This is a genomic window from Amycolatopsis sp. CA-128772, from assembly GCF_002904295.1.
In the GTDB taxonomy this organism is placed as follows: Bacteria; Actinomycetota; Actinomycetes; order Mycobacteriales; family Pseudonocardiaceae; genus Amycolatopsis.
In genome coordinates, this window is the sequence record NZ_PPHG01000075.1 from 275,883 (window position 1) to 290,448 (window position 14,566).

The 14,566-nt window shown below is 73.6% G+C and carries 13 protein-coding genes; 7 read left to right on the top strand and 6 right to left on the bottom strand.

Annotated features, from left to right (window positions below; all coding sequences use genetic code 11):
* Window positions 1-99: 99 nt before the first annotated feature.
* Window positions 100-576 carry a MarR family winged helix-turn-helix transcriptional regulator gene (locus C2L59_RS29960; RefSeq protein WP_103352861.1) on the top strand — a complete coding sequence of 159 codons (477 nt, stop codon included), beginning with the start codon at window positions 100-102 and terminating at the stop codon, window positions 574-576.
* Between the two features lie 155 nt (window positions 577-731).
* Window positions 732-2,363, top strand: a complete 1,632-nt coding sequence (locus C2L59_RS29965; RefSeq protein WP_103352862.1) for an ABC-F family ATP-binding cassette domain-containing protein — start codon at window positions 732-734, stop codon at window positions 2,361-2,363.
* Window positions 2,364-2,416: 53 nt separating this feature from the next.
* On the opposite strand, the gene mshC is transcribed toward C2L59_RS29965, so the two are convergent.
* Both mshC and C2L59_RS29975 read right to left on the bottom strand, forming a co-directional pair.
* Entirely contained in the window at window positions 2,417-3,655 is a 1,239-nt protein-coding gene (mshC, locus tag C2L59_RS29970) for a cysteine--1-D-myo-inosityl 2-amino-2-deoxy-alpha-D-glucopyranoside ligase (RefSeq protein ID WP_103352863.1), read from the bottom strand.
* A gap of 25 nt (window positions 3,656-3,680) precedes the next feature.
* Entirely contained in the window at window positions 3,681-4,457 is a 777-nt protein-coding gene (locus C2L59_RS29975; RefSeq protein ID WP_103352864.1) for a TipAS antibiotic-recognition domain-containing protein, read from the bottom strand.
* Window positions 4,458-4,510: 53 nt separating this feature from the next.
* Here C2L59_RS29975 and C2L59_RS29980 point away from each other — a divergent pair, with 53 nt between their 5' ends.
* Window positions 4,511-5,770, top strand: coding sequence for an amidohydrolase family protein (locus C2L59_RS29980; RefSeq protein ID WP_233223773.1), 1,260 nt, complete (start codon window positions 4,511-4,513; stop codon window positions 5,768-5,770).
* Window positions 5,771-5,804: 34 nt separating this feature from the next.
* Here C2L59_RS29980 and C2L59_RS29985 read toward each other — a convergent pair whose 3' ends face one another.
* On the bottom strand, window positions 5,805-7,766 hold the full coding sequence (locus C2L59_RS29985; RefSeq protein WP_103352866.1) for a VWA domain-containing protein: 1,962 nt from the start codon (window positions 7,764-7,766) through the stop codon (window positions 5,805-5,807).
* The gene (locus tag C2L59_RS29990; RefSeq protein ID WP_103352867.1) at window positions 7,763-9,160 is read right to left on the bottom strand and encodes an ATP-binding protein; all 1,398 of its coding nucleotides are present in this window, start codon (window positions 9,158-9,160) and stop codon (window positions 7,763-7,765) included. The genes C2L59_RS29985 and C2L59_RS29990 overlap by 4 nt, the downstream gene beginning before the upstream one ends.
* Before the next feature lie 101 nt (window positions 9,161-9,261).
* On the opposite strand from C2L59_RS29990, the gene C2L59_RS29995 reads away from it, so the two are divergent.
* Window positions 9,262-10,059 (top strand): hypothetical protein, encoded by a 798-nt coding sequence (locus C2L59_RS29995; RefSeq protein ID WP_103352868.1) that lies wholly within the window; start codon window positions 9,262-9,264, stop codon window positions 10,057-10,059.
* Between the two features lie 10 nt (window positions 10,060-10,069).
* The gene (locus C2L59_RS30000; RefSeq protein WP_103352869.1) at window positions 10,070-10,828 is read left to right on the top strand and encodes a bifunctional 2-polyprenyl-6-hydroxyphenol methylase/3-demethylubiquinol 3-O-methyltransferase UbiG; all 759 of its coding nucleotides are present in this window, start codon (window positions 10,070-10,072) and stop codon (window positions 10,826-10,828) included.
* Here C2L59_RS30000 and C2L59_RS30005 read toward each other — a convergent pair.
* Window positions 10,825-11,868, bottom strand: coding sequence for a ferrochelatase (locus C2L59_RS30005; RefSeq protein ID WP_103352978.1), 1,044 nt, complete (start codon window positions 11,866-11,868; stop codon window positions 10,825-10,827). The genes C2L59_RS30000 and C2L59_RS30005 overlap by 4 nt on opposite strands.
* 87 nt (window positions 11,869-11,955) lie before the next feature.
* Here C2L59_RS30005 and C2L59_RS30010 point away from each other — a divergent pair, with 87 nt between their 5' ends.
* On the top strand, window positions 11,956-12,537 hold the full coding sequence (locus C2L59_RS30010; RefSeq protein WP_103352870.1) for a TetR/AcrR family transcriptional regulator: 582 nt from the start codon (window positions 11,956-11,958) through the stop codon (window positions 12,535-12,537).
* Between the two features lie 72 nt (window positions 12,538-12,609).
* Window positions 12,610-13,770 (top strand): Cmx/CmrA family chloramphenicol efflux MFS transporter, encoded by a 1,161-nt coding sequence (locus C2L59_RS30015; RefSeq protein WP_103352871.1) that lies wholly within the window; start codon window positions 12,610-12,612, stop codon window positions 13,768-13,770.
* 3 nt (window positions 13,771-13,773) lie between these two features.
* Here the strand turns inward: C2L59_RS30015 and fabI are convergent, their stop codons facing one another.
* Window positions 13,774-14,541, bottom strand: coding sequence for an enoyl-ACP reductase FabI (gene fabI / locus C2L59_RS30020; RefSeq protein WP_103352872.1), 768 nt, complete (start codon window positions 14,539-14,541; stop codon window positions 13,774-13,776).
* Between the last annotated feature and the right edge of the window lie 25 nt (window positions 14,542-14,566).

Genomic DNA, 14,566 nt, shown 5'->3' on the forward strand with positions numbered 1-14,566 from the left:
TTGGACCCGCTTGCGGGTTTGTCAACCGGCTTCGCTATCGTTCGCGGGGCAGTGACTGCACCGGGCAGTGACTGCGTTGTGACAGACCGGGGATGGACGTTGCCCGACCAGCGCGAACTCGCCACCGCCGCCGCCCTCGCCCTCCCCCGTTTCGTGGGTTCGACCGCGCTGTTCCACGCCGCGGTCGCCGAGCGGATGGCGGTCACCCCGACCGAGCTGCACTGCCTGCACCTGCTCCACGGCGGGGTCAGCGACTCGCCGACGGAACTCGCCCGGCTGCTCGGGATGAGCACGGGCGCGTTCACCCGGCTGCTCGACCGGATGGAGCGGCACCGGCTCGCCGAGCGCGCCCCCGACCCCGCCGACCGGCGCCGGCTCGTCGTCCGGCCGCTGCCCGACCGGATGGCCGAGCTCGCCGAGCTGTACGCGCCGATGGCCCGGTTCGTCGGCGAACGCCTCGGCCACTTCGACCGCCGCCAGCTCACCGCGCTGCTGGAGTTCTTCACCGACGGCACGGCGGCGGCCGAACGGTCGACGACCGAGCTGCCGGATGTGACGCAGGCCATAACCGGTTGACTAACTCTACTGCTGTTGCGTTAACCTGGTGCCACTATGAGGAACTGAACCGCGCCCATCCCGCCTGAGGCGGCACCGGTCGAGCCGACGCTCCCGCGTGCCACGACGCCCGGCCGGGATACCCGCTTTCCTCCCCCAGGGCCCGGTGATCGCACATGTCTCCCGTTTTTCCGTTGCAGGCCAAGGACGTCGTCTTCGGCTACGGCACCCGCGTCGTCCTCGACGGCCTCTCCCTGACCGCGTCGGCCGGGCAGCGGCTCGGCCTGGTCGGCGAGAACGGCACCGGCAAGTCCACCCTGCTGCGCCTGCTGGCCGGGCTCGAAGAACCCCGCTCCGGCGACGTGCTGCGCGGCCCGGACGTCGGGTTCCTGCTGCAGGAACTGCCGCATCCCATGGACGCGACCTTCGCCGACGTGCTCGACGACGCGCTCGCCGAGATCCGCGCCGCCGCCGCCCGGCTCGACGAGCTGACCGCGGCGATGACCGACCGGCCCGACGACGGTGTCGTCCTCGAGGAGTACGGCCGGGTGCTGGAGTGGGCCCAGGCCCACGACCTCTGGGACGCCGACCGCCGCGCCAAGCTCGTCTGCGACGGGCTCGGCCTCGGCGGCGTCGCCCCGGACCGGCCGCTCGGCACCCTGTCCGGCGGCCAGCGGTCCCGGCTCGGCCTGGCCGCGCTCCTGATCCGGCAGCCGGAAACGCTGCTGCTGGACGAGCCGACCAACCACCTCGACGACTCGGCGATGGAGTTCCTGGAACGCCACCTCACCGAGCTGACCGGGATCGTGGTGCTCTCCTCGCACGACCGGGTGTTCCTCGACGCCGTCTGCACCGACATCGTCGACCTGGACCCGGCCGCGGCCGACCGCCAGGCCGGCGGCGCGGTCCGCTACGGCGGCAGCTACACCGACTACCTCGGGCACAAGAAGGCCGAGCGGGCGCGGTGGGAGCAGCGGTTCGCCGAAGAGCAGGAGGAGCTGAAGGAGCTGCGGGAGACCGTCGCGGTCACCGCGCGGAATGTCGCTTACGGCCGCGGGCCGCGTGACAACGACAAGTTCATCCACAACTTCAAGGGCGCCCGCGTCCAGAAAACGATCTCGCGGCGGGTGCGCGACGCCGAGCAGCGCCTGGAGAAGCTGGAACGCGACCAGGTGCGCAAGCCCCCGGCGCCGCTGCGGTTCCGGGCCGAACTCACCGGCCGGGCGGCCGGCGACGGCCCGGCGATCTCGGTGCGCGCCCTGGACGTCCCGGGACGGCTGCACCTGCCGCGGCTGGACGTCGGCGGCTCGGCCCGGCTGCTCGTCACCGGCGGGAACGGCGCCGGGAAGTCGACGCTGCTGTCGGTACTGGCCGGGCGGCTGGCCCCGGCGGCCGGGTCGGTCCACTTCGGACACGGCGTGCGGGCCGGGCTGCTGGAGCAGGACGTCGTGTTCACCGGGCCGGAGCGGACCGCGGCCCGGGTGTACCGGGACGCGCTCGGTGCGGACGCTCCCCCGCTGAGCGGGCTCGGCCTGCTGGCGTCACGGGATCTCCGGCAGCCGGTCGGCGCGCTATCGGTCGGCCAGCGGCGTCGGCTGGCGCTGGCGATCCTGCTCGCCGACCCGCCGGACGTGCTCCTGCTCGACGAGCCGACGAACCACATTTCGCTGACCCTGGCGGAAGAACTGTTCGCCGCGCTCGGCACCGCACCCGGCGCCGTCGTCATCGCGTCCCACGACCGCTGGCTGCGCCGCGACTGGTCCGGCGACCACCTGGAACTGGCCGACGGCCACCCCGTCGCCGGGTAGGCCGTTATCCACCGGCAAGGCGTCACTTTCACGTGAAAGTGACGCCCTTGCCGTCAGAGGGTGACGCCGAGGAGGGCGTCGACGGCGTCGCGGACCAGGCCCGGGGCCGCCGGGTCGGTGCCGTCGCGGCGCAGGGCTTCGGACGCCCAGGCGTCGATCGCCGCCAGGGCCTTCGGCGTGTCGAGGTCGTCGGACAGGTGGTCGCGCAGCCGTGTGACGGTGTCCTCCGCCGCCGGTCCGGTGGCCGGCGACACGGCTTCGCGCCAGCGCGCGAGCCGGGCTTCGGCGTCGGCCAGCAGCTGCGCCGTCCACGGGCGGTCTTCGCGGTAGTGGCCGGCGAACAGCGCGAGCCGGATCGCGCCCGGGTCGACCTGGTCGGCACGCAGCCGCGAGACGAACACGAGGTTCCCGCGCGACTTCGACATCTTCTCGCCGTCGAGGCCGATCATCCCGGCGTGCACGTAGTGGCGGGCGAACGGGCCGTCCTTGGCGACCGCCTCCGCGTGCGCCGCGCTGTACTCGTGGTGCGGGAAGATCAGGTCCGAGCCGCCGCCCTGGAGGTCGAACCCGAGGCCCAGCCGGTTGACCGCGATCGCGCTGCACTCGATGTGCCAGCCCGGGCGGCCGGGGCCGAGCTCGGACTCCCACGACGGCTCGCCTTCGCGGGCCACGCGCCACAGCAGCGCGTCCAGCGGGTGGCGCTTGCCGGCACGGTCGGGGTCGCCGCCCCGCTCGGCGAAGTACTTCGCCATGGTCCCGGCGTCGTAGTTCGACTCGTAGCCGAACCTGCCGGTCGCCGTGTGGTCGAAGTAGACGTCCGGGAACTCCGGGTCGTCCGCGCGGTACGCGGCGCCGTTCGCCAGCAGCTTCGCGATGACCTCGACGATCTCCGGGATGCTCTCCACCGCGCCGACGAACTGCTTCGGCGGCAGTACGCGCAGGGCGGTCATGTCCTCGCGGAACAACGCCGTCTCGCGCATGCCCAGCACAACCCAGTCATCCTGGTCCCGCGCGGCCCGCTCCAGCAGCGGCTCGTCGATGTCCGTCACGTTCTGCACGTAGTGGACGTCGTGCCCGTTGTCCCGCCAGATGCGGTTCACCAGGTCGAAGGCCAGGTACGTCGCGGCGTGCCCCAGATGCGTCGCGTCGTAGGGCGTGATGCCGCAGACGTACATCCGGGCCGTGGCGCCGGGCGCGGTCGGGCGGATCTGCCCGGTGGCCGTGTCGTGGAGCCGCAGCGGGCGGGGGGTGCCGGGGATGCGGGGCACGTCGACCGATGACCAAGTCTGCATACCCTCGACTGTAAAGGCTGGTGGGTCAGGTCTTCCCGAGCGGTGGGACGAGCCTCACCCGCGCGTAGGCTTCGATGGCCCGCGCGAGCCAGCCCGGGAGTTCCGCGTCGGCCTGCGCGGCCAGCTCCCGCTGCCGGGGATCGGTCCGGTAGAGCCCGCCCATCGCGGCGTAGGCCGGGGCGGTCGGCTGCCAGAAGTGGCTCACCGACCGGTAGTGCTCGGCGACGGCGTCGAGGGCGGCGGGATCGTCCGGGGCCGCGCCGGCGCGCATGACGGCGGCCAGCCGCCGGAACAGGGCCGCGCTCTGCGCCGCGGCGTGCCGGTAGTCCGCGGCGGTGAGCCCCTCCTGGGCGGCCTGGGCGACGTCGAAGGCCGCGCCGGCCCCCTCGCCGAACTGCTCGCGGTAGGCCTGCCGCATGGCGGCGCCGTCCTTGCGCAGCCCGGCGAAGAACCGCTCCGGGTCGTCGATCCGGGCGTCGCCGAGGTCGGCGACCGTCTCCTCGACGGTGGCGATGACCCGGTCGAGGCGCCGCCGCTCCTCCTCGAGCTGGGCCAGGTGCCCGCGCAGCGCGGCCGCCTCGTCGACCTGCTCCCCCAGCACGGCCCCGATCTCGGCCAGGCCGAGCCCGAGCCGCCGCAGCAGCAGGATGCGCTGCAGCCGCAGCAGTTCGAACCGGCCGTACCAGCGGTAGCCGTTCGTCGCCACGGACGCCGGGGTGAGCAGGCCGATCGCGTCGTAGTGGCGGAGCATCCGCGCCGACACACCGGACGCCTTGGCGACCTGGCTGATCGAATACTGCATCCGTTCACCTTGGAATTGACCCTCACACGGTGTCAACTTCTACCGTAGCCGGCGTGACCACCACCATCACCGGCGCCCGCGTCTTCGACGGCGAGCGCCGCACCGAGCACACCGCCGTCCGGCTCGACGGCGGCCGCATCGACGCGGTCGGCGACGACACCCTGCGCCGGCCCGGCGACGAGCACGTCGACGCCCGCGGGGGCACCCTGCTGCCCGGGCTGATCGACGCCCACGTGCACCTGCTGCCCGGCGCGCCGCGGCAGGCGCTGACCTTCGGCGTCACGACCGTGCTCGACATGTTCAGCAAGCCGGACACCGTGCGCGAGGCCCTCGCCGCCGGGCCGGGCGCCGCCGACGTCCGCTCCTCCAGCGTCGGGGCCACGGCGCCGGGCGGGCACCCGAGCATGATGTACGCGCCCTTCCCGTACGTGACCGGACCGCAGGACGCCGAGCGGTTCGTCGCCGGCCGCATCGCCGAAGGGGCGACGCACCTGAAGGTGCTTTACGACGACGGCACCGGCGGCGGCCCGATGCCGATGCCGTCGCTGGACATGCCGACGATCGCCGCGCTGACCGAAGCCGCGCACCGGGCGGGCCTGGTCGTCGCGGCCCACGTGCCGACCGCACAAGGCGCCGCCGACCTGCTCGCCACCGGCGTCGACGTGCTGGCCCACGTGCCGTTCGACGCCTTGGCTCCTCGCCAGGTCGACGCGATCGCCGCGGCGGGCGTGGCGGTGGTCTCGACGCTGTCGATCGCCGACGGCTTCCCCGGGAACTCGCTCCTGGCCGAACCCGCCCTCGTGACCCGGCTGGGTCCGGCGTGGTGCGCGGTGCTCGAACGGCAGCAGCAGCGCTGGCTGCCGCCGCAGCTGCCGGACTTCACGGCGGCCCGAGAGAACACCCGGTTGCTGCACGAGGCCGGCGTGCCGCTGCTGGCCGGGACGGACGCACCCAACCCGGGGACCGTCCACGGCGCGAGCCTGCACCGGGAGCTGGGGCACCTCGCCGCCGCGGGACTCTCGCCGTCCGCGGCCCTGACCGCGGCGACCGCCCGGCCCGCGGACGCGTTCGGGCTGGCCGACCGCGGCCGGATCCGGCCGGGCCTGCGGGCGGATCTCCTCCTGGTCGCGGGGCGTCCCGACGAGGACATCACCGGGACGCAGCAGGTCGCGGCCGTCTGGACGGAGGGAGTCCGCGCGGACCTGGCCGGCTACGTCGGTTCGGCCGACGAGCAGGCCGGGCTGGCCGCCTTGCGGGCCCAAACCGAGAAGGTGATCGCCGCCGTCCGCGACCGGCTGGGGATCCGGCGGTGACTCCGGGCGGGCGCGGGTGCGCGCCCGCCCGGGTTCAGCGCCGCGTGCGCAGGTAGTCGCCGACCACGGCCGCACCCAGGCCGTCGAGGTCCGGGGCGATCACCCGGCCGCCCGAGCGGCGGGCGATCAGGTCCACGAAGGACGTCAGCCGCGGGTCGTCGCCGAGGCGGAACACCGAGATCGACGCGCCCAGCTTGGCCAGCCGGTCCACTTCGGACAGTGTCTTGTGGAGGGTCCGCGGCTGGGGCGGGTAGTCGAAGACCGCCTCACCGTCGGGTTCCAGGTGGGCCGTCGGCTCGCCGTCGGTGACCATCAGCACCACCGGCTGGGCGTCCGGGTGCCGCCGCAGGTGCTGCCCGGCCAGCAGCAGCCCGTGGTGGGCGTTGGTGCCCTGCTCCCAGGCGCCCTCCAGGCCGACCAGCTCCGGCAGCTCCATCGACTGGGCGTAGCGGCCGAAGGTGATCAGCTGCAGGGCGTCGTTGCGGAAGCGGGTGCTGATCAGCTGGTGCAGCGCGAGGGCCGTGCGCTTCATCGGCAGCCAGCGGCCCTCCGACACCATCGACCACGACGTGTCCACCAGCAGCGCCACCGCCGCCCGCGTCCGGTGCTCGGTCTCGACCACCTCGACGTCCTCGACGTCGAGGCGCACTTGCCGCTCCCCCACCGACACCGAGCGCAGCACGGCGTTGCGGATGGTCCGCGGCACGTCCCAGGGCTGCATGTCCCCGAACCGCCACGGCCGCGACGCGCCGGTGGGCTCGCCGGCCGCGCCCGCCGACTCCGTCTCGCGTTCGCCGGTCTTGCCGCGCAACGCGTTCACGATGTCGGACAGCGCCGTCTCGCCGAGGCGCCGCAACGCCTTGGGCGACAACCGGAGCGAGCCGTCGGCGGCCCGTTCGAACAGGCCTTGGCGGCGCAGCTCGCGTTCCAGCTCGGCCAGCCGGCGAGCGTCGACACCGGCGTCCTTGCCGAGCTGGCGTTCGAGCGCCTCCAGGTCGATGTCCTCCAGCCGCGCGCCCGGGTACGACTGGCCGAGCTGCTCGGCCAGCGCATCCAGCTCCGCCAGGTCCTGCATGGCCTGGGCGCCTTCGCCCAGGCCCAGCGGGTTGTTGCCGCGGAAGCGCGCCGAGCCGGTCCAGTCCTCGCCCGGCCGCGCCGCCCGCAGCTGACCGTCCAACCGGGACAGCTGCTGGGCCAGGCGCGGGTCGCCGAAGGCCTGCTGGGTCAGTTCGGCCAGTTCGGCGCGCTGCTCGGCCGACATCGAGTTGAGCATCCGCTGCGCGGCCGCCGACCGCTCGGCCAGCGCGTCGATCAGCTCTTCGACGTTCTGCGGGTTCTCCGGGAAGAACTCGCCGTGCTTGCCCATGAAGTCGTCGAAGCGCTGCTGGATGTCCTCGGCGCCGCGGGCGTGCGCGTCGAGGAGGTCGTTGAGGTCGCCGAGCATCTCGTTGATCCGCTCGACGTCCTCGGGCCCGGCGTTCTGCAGCGCCTGCTTCATGCCCTGGAACCGGGACTCCATCAGCTCCTGGCCGAGCAGGTCCCGGATCTGCTGGTAGTTTTCCCGGCCCTGCTCGGAGCGCCAGTCGTAGTTCGCGAGCTCGTTGACGGCCGCCGCCGTGCCCGGCGGCAGCGCGTCGAGCTGCGCTTCCCGGAACCGGGCGTCGTCGTCCGGGTCCGGGAACAGCGCACGGCGTTCGGCGTCGAGGGCCTCCTGCAGCAGGCGCTGGACCTCCTGCAGGGTGCCGTCCAGGTTGTTGCGCCGCTGGAGCTGCGACCGGCGCTGCCAGAGCCGCCGGGTCAGCTCGTCGAGGCCCGCGGTGCGGTTCGTACCGCGCCGCAGCATCTCCTCCAGCGCGGCCCGCGGCGAGGCGCCGGCCATCACGTCCTGGCCGATCTCGTCGAGCGCGTCGCGCAGGTCGGCCGGCGGCGCGAGGGGATCCGGCCCGTCGTGCCACGGGCCGTAGGAGTAGCCGTCGGGGAGCGGGACCGCGGTCATCGGCCGTAGACGGTCGTCGCGTCGTCGGAGTCCTTCGCGAGCCTTCGCGAGAGGAACAGCGATTCGAGGGCCAGTTCGACGGCGGCCGCGATCCGCCCGGCGGGCTCGTCGGCGGCGACGCCGGCGCGCTGGGCGACCTCGTGCAGGACGGGCAGCTCCGGCAGGGCTTCGAGGACGTCCTTGCCCGGCACACGCTCGCCGGTGGCGACCAGGTGACCGTCGCCGACCGCGTCGGCCAGCGGCCGCAGGTCCAGACCGGCGAACCGGTCGCGGGCGGTCTCGGCGATCGCCAGGCGCAGCAGGTGCACGAGGTGCTCGATCTCGCGGCCTTCTTCGCCGGGCTCGAACTCGATCTTGCCCCGCAGCACCGACGGCACGGCGTCGAGGTCGACCGGGCGGGCCACCGCCGGCTCTTCCCCGGTCAGCGCCGAGCGCCGCAGGGCCGCGGCCGCCACGGTTTCCGCCGCGGCGACGGCGAACCGCGCCGAGACGCCGGAGCGCTGGTCGATCACCGTGGATTCCCGGAGGTTCCGGACGAACCGGGCGAGCACCTCCAGCAGCGGCTCGCCGACTTCCGCGACGAGGTTCGCCTCCTGCCGGACGACGGCGACCTCCGCCTCGACGTCGAGGGGGTAGTGGGTGCGGATTTCGGCGCCGAAGCGGTCCTTCAGCGGCGTGATGATCCGGCCGCGGTTGGTGTAGTCCTCGGGGTTCGCGGTGGCGACGAGCAGCACGTCCAGGGGCAGCCGCAGGGTGTAGCCGCGGACCTGGATGTCGCGCTCCTCCATCACGTTCAGCAGCGCGACCTGGATGCGTTCGGCCAGGTCGGGCAGCTCGTTGATGGCGACGATGCCGCGGTGGGCGCGCGGGACGAGCCCGAAGTGGATGGTCTCCGGGTCGCCGAGGCTGCGGCCTTCGGCCACCTTCACCGGGTCGACGTCGCCGATCAGGTCGCCGACCGAGGTGTCCGGCGTGGCGAGCTTTTCGGTGTAGCGCTCGGAGCGGTGACGCCAGGCCACCGGCAGGTCGTCGCCGAGTTCGGCGGCGCGCCGGATCGACGCGGGCGTGATCGGCTGCAGCGGGTGTTCGCCCAGCTCGGCGCCCTCGATGACGGGCGTCCACTCGTCGAGCAGGCCGGCCAGGGTGCGCAGCAGGCGGGTCTTGCCCTGACCGCGTTCGCCGAGCAGGACGACGTCGTGGCCGGCCAGCAGCGCGCGTTCGAGCTGCGGCAGCACCGTGCGCGAGAACCCGACGATGCCGGGCCAGGCGTCTTCGCCGTTCTTGAGGGCGGTCAGCAGGTTGTCGTGGATCTCTCGGGCGATCGGGCGCGGCTCGTACCCGGCCGCGCGCAGGGCCCCGGCGGTGCGGGGAAGAGCGTCTGGAACAGCGTTCACGCGTTCGACGCTACTGCCGGATCGGCGGTGCGTCGACGTGGAGTGCGCTCCAGCGTGGGCGCACTCCTGCCTTCGCGGGCAAGCCGGTAAAATAGGGCGTCGTGTGCCGTCCCAGTGCGACTTTCGCCGTCTGGTCGAGCGCGTGGCTCAACGGGGCCGCCGCGTCCGACGATGTCCTCGATGCCCTGCTCGCGTGGGGTGAGGCGCACGACGTCGTGGCCGCCGACGCCGCCGCGGCCGACGCCTTCGCGCTCCCGCTGGCGTTCAACCGGGCGGCCACCCCGGTGCAGCTGCTGATGGGGCTGCGTTCGCAAGGAGCGAAATCGCTGCACCTCGTGCTGCCGGTCCCGGGCGACGTCCGCGGCCTCGGCGGCGGCGGTCCGTTCACCGAAGCGGCGTTGCGCTCGGGCGACGCGCTGGTGCTCCCCGACCTCGGGTTCGGCCTGGTGCCGGAGCCGATCGCCGAAGGGCTGGTGCGCTGGACGGTCTACTCGCTGCCGGCGCCGACGACCCCGGAGTACGTCCCGCTCGGCGAGGCCGAACACGGGCTGACGGACGCGATCCGGGCCGGCGCGGGTGCGTTGCAGAACCTGGACGTCGCCTCGGACCGGCCCGGGGTGCGCGCGGAGCTGTCGGCCCACCTGCGGTCGCGGCCGGACGTCGACTGGCCGGCCGGGACGCCGGGACGCGCGTTGCGGGTGCTGCAACGCGCCGAGGAGATCGCGGCGATCCTGACCATTGCGACGACAGACGACCCGGGCGGCGCGTTGTCGGCTTCGGCGTCGACGCTGCGGGCGCAGGCGCTGCGGCCCCTGTCGGACGCGGTCCGGACGGCCCGCTGCGCGGCGGTCAACGAGGCGGTGCGGGTGTTCGCGGAGCAGACGGCCCGCGAAGGCTGAGCGTCCCGCGATGACGGACGACACCTGGGCCGCGGTGGCCGACGAGTTCGCCGAGGGCGCCTCTGCGTCCGTCAAGGGGCGCGTGCGGACCTACGTCATGCACCGGCAGCTGCTGGAGCACCTGCCCGCTCCGCCGGCCTCGGTGCTCGACGTCGGCGGCGGCGCCGGCCACCAGTCACTCCCGCTGGTCCGCGCGGGCTACGACGTCACCCTGCTCGACTCGTCGGCGGCGATGCTGGCCAAAGCCCGGCAGCGGCTCCCGGCCGGGGTGACGTTCGTCGAAGCCGACGGCGCGCACGCCTCGGAAGCGGTCGGCGGCCGTCGCTTCGACGCCGTCCTGTGCCACGGCGTGCTCGGCTACCTGGAACACCCGGACCCCGTGTTCGACCAGCTGTGCCGGTGCGCCGCGCCCGGCGGGCTCGTCTCGATCATGACCGGCAACGCCGACGCGGCGGCCGTGCGTCCAGCGATGGAGGGACGCTGGGAGGACGCCCTGGCGGCCTTCGACGCCCGCACCGAAATCGGCGTGCTGGGCCTGCCGACTCGCGCCGACACCGTGGGCGAACTCGGTGCGGCCCTCCGCAGCCGCGGCGTGGAACCCCTGGCCTGGTACGGCGTCTGGCTGTTCACCGACTGGCTCGACCTCAGCGGTGCCGCCCCGGACCCGGCCGACGCCGAGCGCATCGCGGCCGCCGAGTTCGAGGCCGGCCGGCGGGATCCCTACCGCCGGCTCAGCCGCGTCTTCCACCTCGTGGGGCGCCGGACCTAACGGCCCGGGCGCTTCGCCGGTTCGCAGCAGCCGATCGCGCAGGGGGCGCCGTTGACCGTGCAGCCCGCCGCCGGGAACGGCGACAGCTTCCGCGGCTGCACCCCGTGCGTGTGCTCGCGGATCAGCTCCACCACCAGCTCGGCGAACCGCGGGTCGGAACCCGCCGTCGCCGCGCGGGCGAACGCCATCCCGTGCTCGGCCGCGCGTTCCGCGGCCTCGTTGTCCAGGTCCCAGATCACCTCGAGGTGGTCGGACACGAACCCGATCGGCGACACGACCACCCCCGGAACGCCCGACTCGTGCAGCGCGTCGATGTGGTCGACGATGTCCGGCTCCAGCCACGGCACCTGCGGCGGCCCGGACCGCGACTGCCAGACCACGTCGTACTCCGCGATCCCGGCCTCGGCCGCGACCAGCCGGGCCGCCTCGGCGATCTGGCGCGAGTAGCGGTGGCCGCCCTCCGGCGGCGGGCCGGAGGCGCGGTCGGCGCTGTCCGGCACCGAGTGCGCGGTGAACACCGTGCGGATGCCGGGCCGGCCGCCCAGCGACGCGTGGGCCGCGCGCACGCCGTCGGCGACCGCCGAGACGAACAGCGGGTGGTCGAAGAACTGGCGGATCTTCACCAGTTCGGGGGCGTCGGCCCCGACCGCCGCGCGGGCGCGCTCGATGTCCTCGTCGTACTGGCGGCACGCCGAGTAGCCGCCGTAGGCGCTCGTGGGGAACACCAGGACGCGCTTCGCGCCTTCCGACGTCAGCGACGCCAGGGTGTCCTCGACCATCGGGTGCCAGTTGCGGTTGCCGAAGTGCACCGGCAGCTCGATGCCGGCCGCCGCGAGCTGCTTCTCGACGGCCGCCATCGCGTCGCGGTTCAGCCGGTTGATCGGCGAGACGCCGCCGAAGTGCTGGTAGTGCTCGGCGACCTCCAGGAGCCGCTCGCGCGGCACCCCGCGGCCCCGGGTGACGTTCTCGAGGAACGGCATGACTTCGTCGGGCCCTTCCGGGCCGCCGAACGAAAGCCACAGCAACGCGTCGTATCCCACCTCCGACATCTTGCCGATGTGGCGGCCCGCACGCCGATCCGGGCCGGTTATGAATCGTTCAGTACAAAACCGTGGTAGGGTCTTCGCATGGCCAGGCCACGGGAGTTCGACGAGACCGCTGCCGTCGAGAAGGCGATGCACGCCTTCTGGACGCACGGCTACGAAGCGACGTCGACGCAGGACCTGTGCGACGCCACCGGCCTCGGCCGCAGCAGCGTCTACAACACCTTCACCAGCAAGCGGGCCCTCTTCCGGCGCGCGCTGGCGCACTACACGAGCACCCAGCTGGACAAGCGGCAGGCGATCCTCGACGGGCCGGGCACCGCAGCCGAGCGGCTCGCCGCGGTCCTGGACAGCGCCATCGAGGACGACCTCGAGGAACACCGCCGCGGCTGCCTGGTGGTCAACACCCTCGCCGAACTCGGCGTGCCGGACGACGAGGTGGGCGCTGCCCTGCGGCACGACACCGAGCGGAACCTGACCATGTTCGCCGGGTGCGTCCGCGAGGGCGTGCTCGACGGCAGCCTGCGGGACGGCCTGGATCCCGCCGACGTGGCGGAGTTCCTGCTCGGCACCACCTCGGGCCTGCGCGTGATGGCCCGCCGCGGCACCAGCCGGGCCGGCATGCACGCCGTCGCCGACATCGCCCTGTCCGCCCTCACCCGCTGAACGCACCCGCGCATCCGGCTCTCTCGCACACCCTGATTTTGGACTGATCGATACACAACAGGAGGAGAACCCATGCCGTTGGCCGTCTTCGTCCTCGGGCTCAGCGTGTTCGCGCTGGGCACGTCCGAGTTCATGATCACCGGCCTGCTCCCCGGCATGGCCGCCGACCTGCAGGTGAGCATCCCCGACGCCGGGCTGCTGATCTCGGCGTTCGCCGTCGGCATGGTCGTCGGGGCACCGCTGCTGGCCATCGGCACGCTGCGGCTCCCCCGCCGCCGGACCCTGCTGGTGCTGCTCGGCGTGTTCGTCGCGGCGCACGTCGTCGGCGCTCTCGCCGAAGGCTACGCGCTCCTCTTCGCGACGCGGGTCATCGCCGCCTTCGCCTGCGCCGGGTTCTGGGCCGTCGCCCTGGCCACGACGATCGCGCTCGTGCCCGTCGACCGGCGTGGCCGCGCGATGGCGGTGCTGGTCGGCGGGCTGACCGTGGCGAACATCGCCGGGGTGCCCGCCGGCACGTTCCTCGGCCAGCACGCCGGCTGGCGGACGGCGTTCTGGGCGGTGGCGGTGGTGACCCTGGTCGCGGTGGCCGGCGTGGCGCTGCTGGTGCCGGAGACGACCGGCGACGCGGTGAGCGTCCGCGGCGAGCTGCGGCTGTACCGCCGGAGCCGGGTCTGGCTCGCGCTCGGCGTGATCGCCCTGTGCCAGGCCATGATCTTCGCCGCGTTCAGCTACCTCGCGCCGCTGCTGACCGAGACCGACGGGCTGCCCGGGGGCTGGGTGCCGGGTATCCTCGCGCTGTTCGGCGTCGGCGCGCTGATCGGGATCAGCGTGGGTGGCCGGCTGGCCGACCGGCGGCCGTTCGCGACGCTCTACGGCTGTCTCGCCCTCGCGCTGGCCGCGTTGCTGGTGCTCGCCCTCACCACCGACGCGCTCGTCGCGGTCGCGGCGGTGCTCGCGTTCGGCGTGGCGAGCTTCGGCGCGAACCCGGCGCTGAACCTGCGCGCCTACCAGGCCGCCGGCGACGCGCCCACGCTGGTCGGCGCGAGCACGACGGCGGCGTTCAACGTCGGCAACACCGCCGGCCCGTGGCTGGGTGGCGCCGCCATCGACGCCGGGTTCGGCTTCCCGGGCGTCGCCTGGACCGGCATCGCCCTCGGTGTTGCCACGCTGGCCGCGCTCACGGTCGCCGCCGCCGTCCAGCGCGGCGGCGACCGCGAGCTCGTGGCCGGGTGAGGCTCAGACGCCGAGGAAGTGCACGCCGCCGTCGACCATGATCATCGAGCCGGTGGTGGCGGGGAGCCAGTCCGACAGGACCGCGCAGACGCTCTTCGCCACCGGGTCCGGGTCCGTGCTGTCCCAGCCGAGCGGCGCGCGCTCGCCCCAGCCGTCCTCCAGGTCGACGAAGCCCGGGATGGACTTCGCGGCCATCGTCTTCATCGGGCCCGCGCTGACGAGGTTGACGCGGATGCCCTGCGGCCCCAGCTCCTTGGCCAGGTACCGGTTGACCGACTCGAGCCCGGCCTTCGCGACGCCCATCCAGTTGTAGACCGGCCACGCGACGCGCGCGTCGAAGTCCATGCCGACGTACGACGAACCGCGGCCCATCAGCGGCAGGCACGCCTTCGCCAGCGACATGTACGAGTACGTCGAGATTTCGATCGCGGTCTTGACGTCTTCGGCGGGCGCGTCCAGGAACGGCGCGCCGAGGCAGGTCTGCGGGGCGAAACCGATCGAGTGCAGCACGCCGTCAAGGCCGTCGACGTGCTCGCGGACCTTGTCGGCGAGGCCGTCGAGGTGCTCTTGGTTGGTGACGTCCAGCTCGATCACCGGCGCCGCTTCGGGCAGCCGCTTCGCGATGCGCTCGACCAGCGACATGCGGCCGAAGCCGGTGAGCACGACCTTGGCGCCCTCCTGCTGCGCGATCTTGGCCGCGTGGAAGGCGAGCGACGCGTCGGTGATGATGCCGGTGATCAGCAGGCGCTTGCCTTCGAGCAGTCCGGGCACGGGTCCTCCAAGTCTGGTTCGGGGT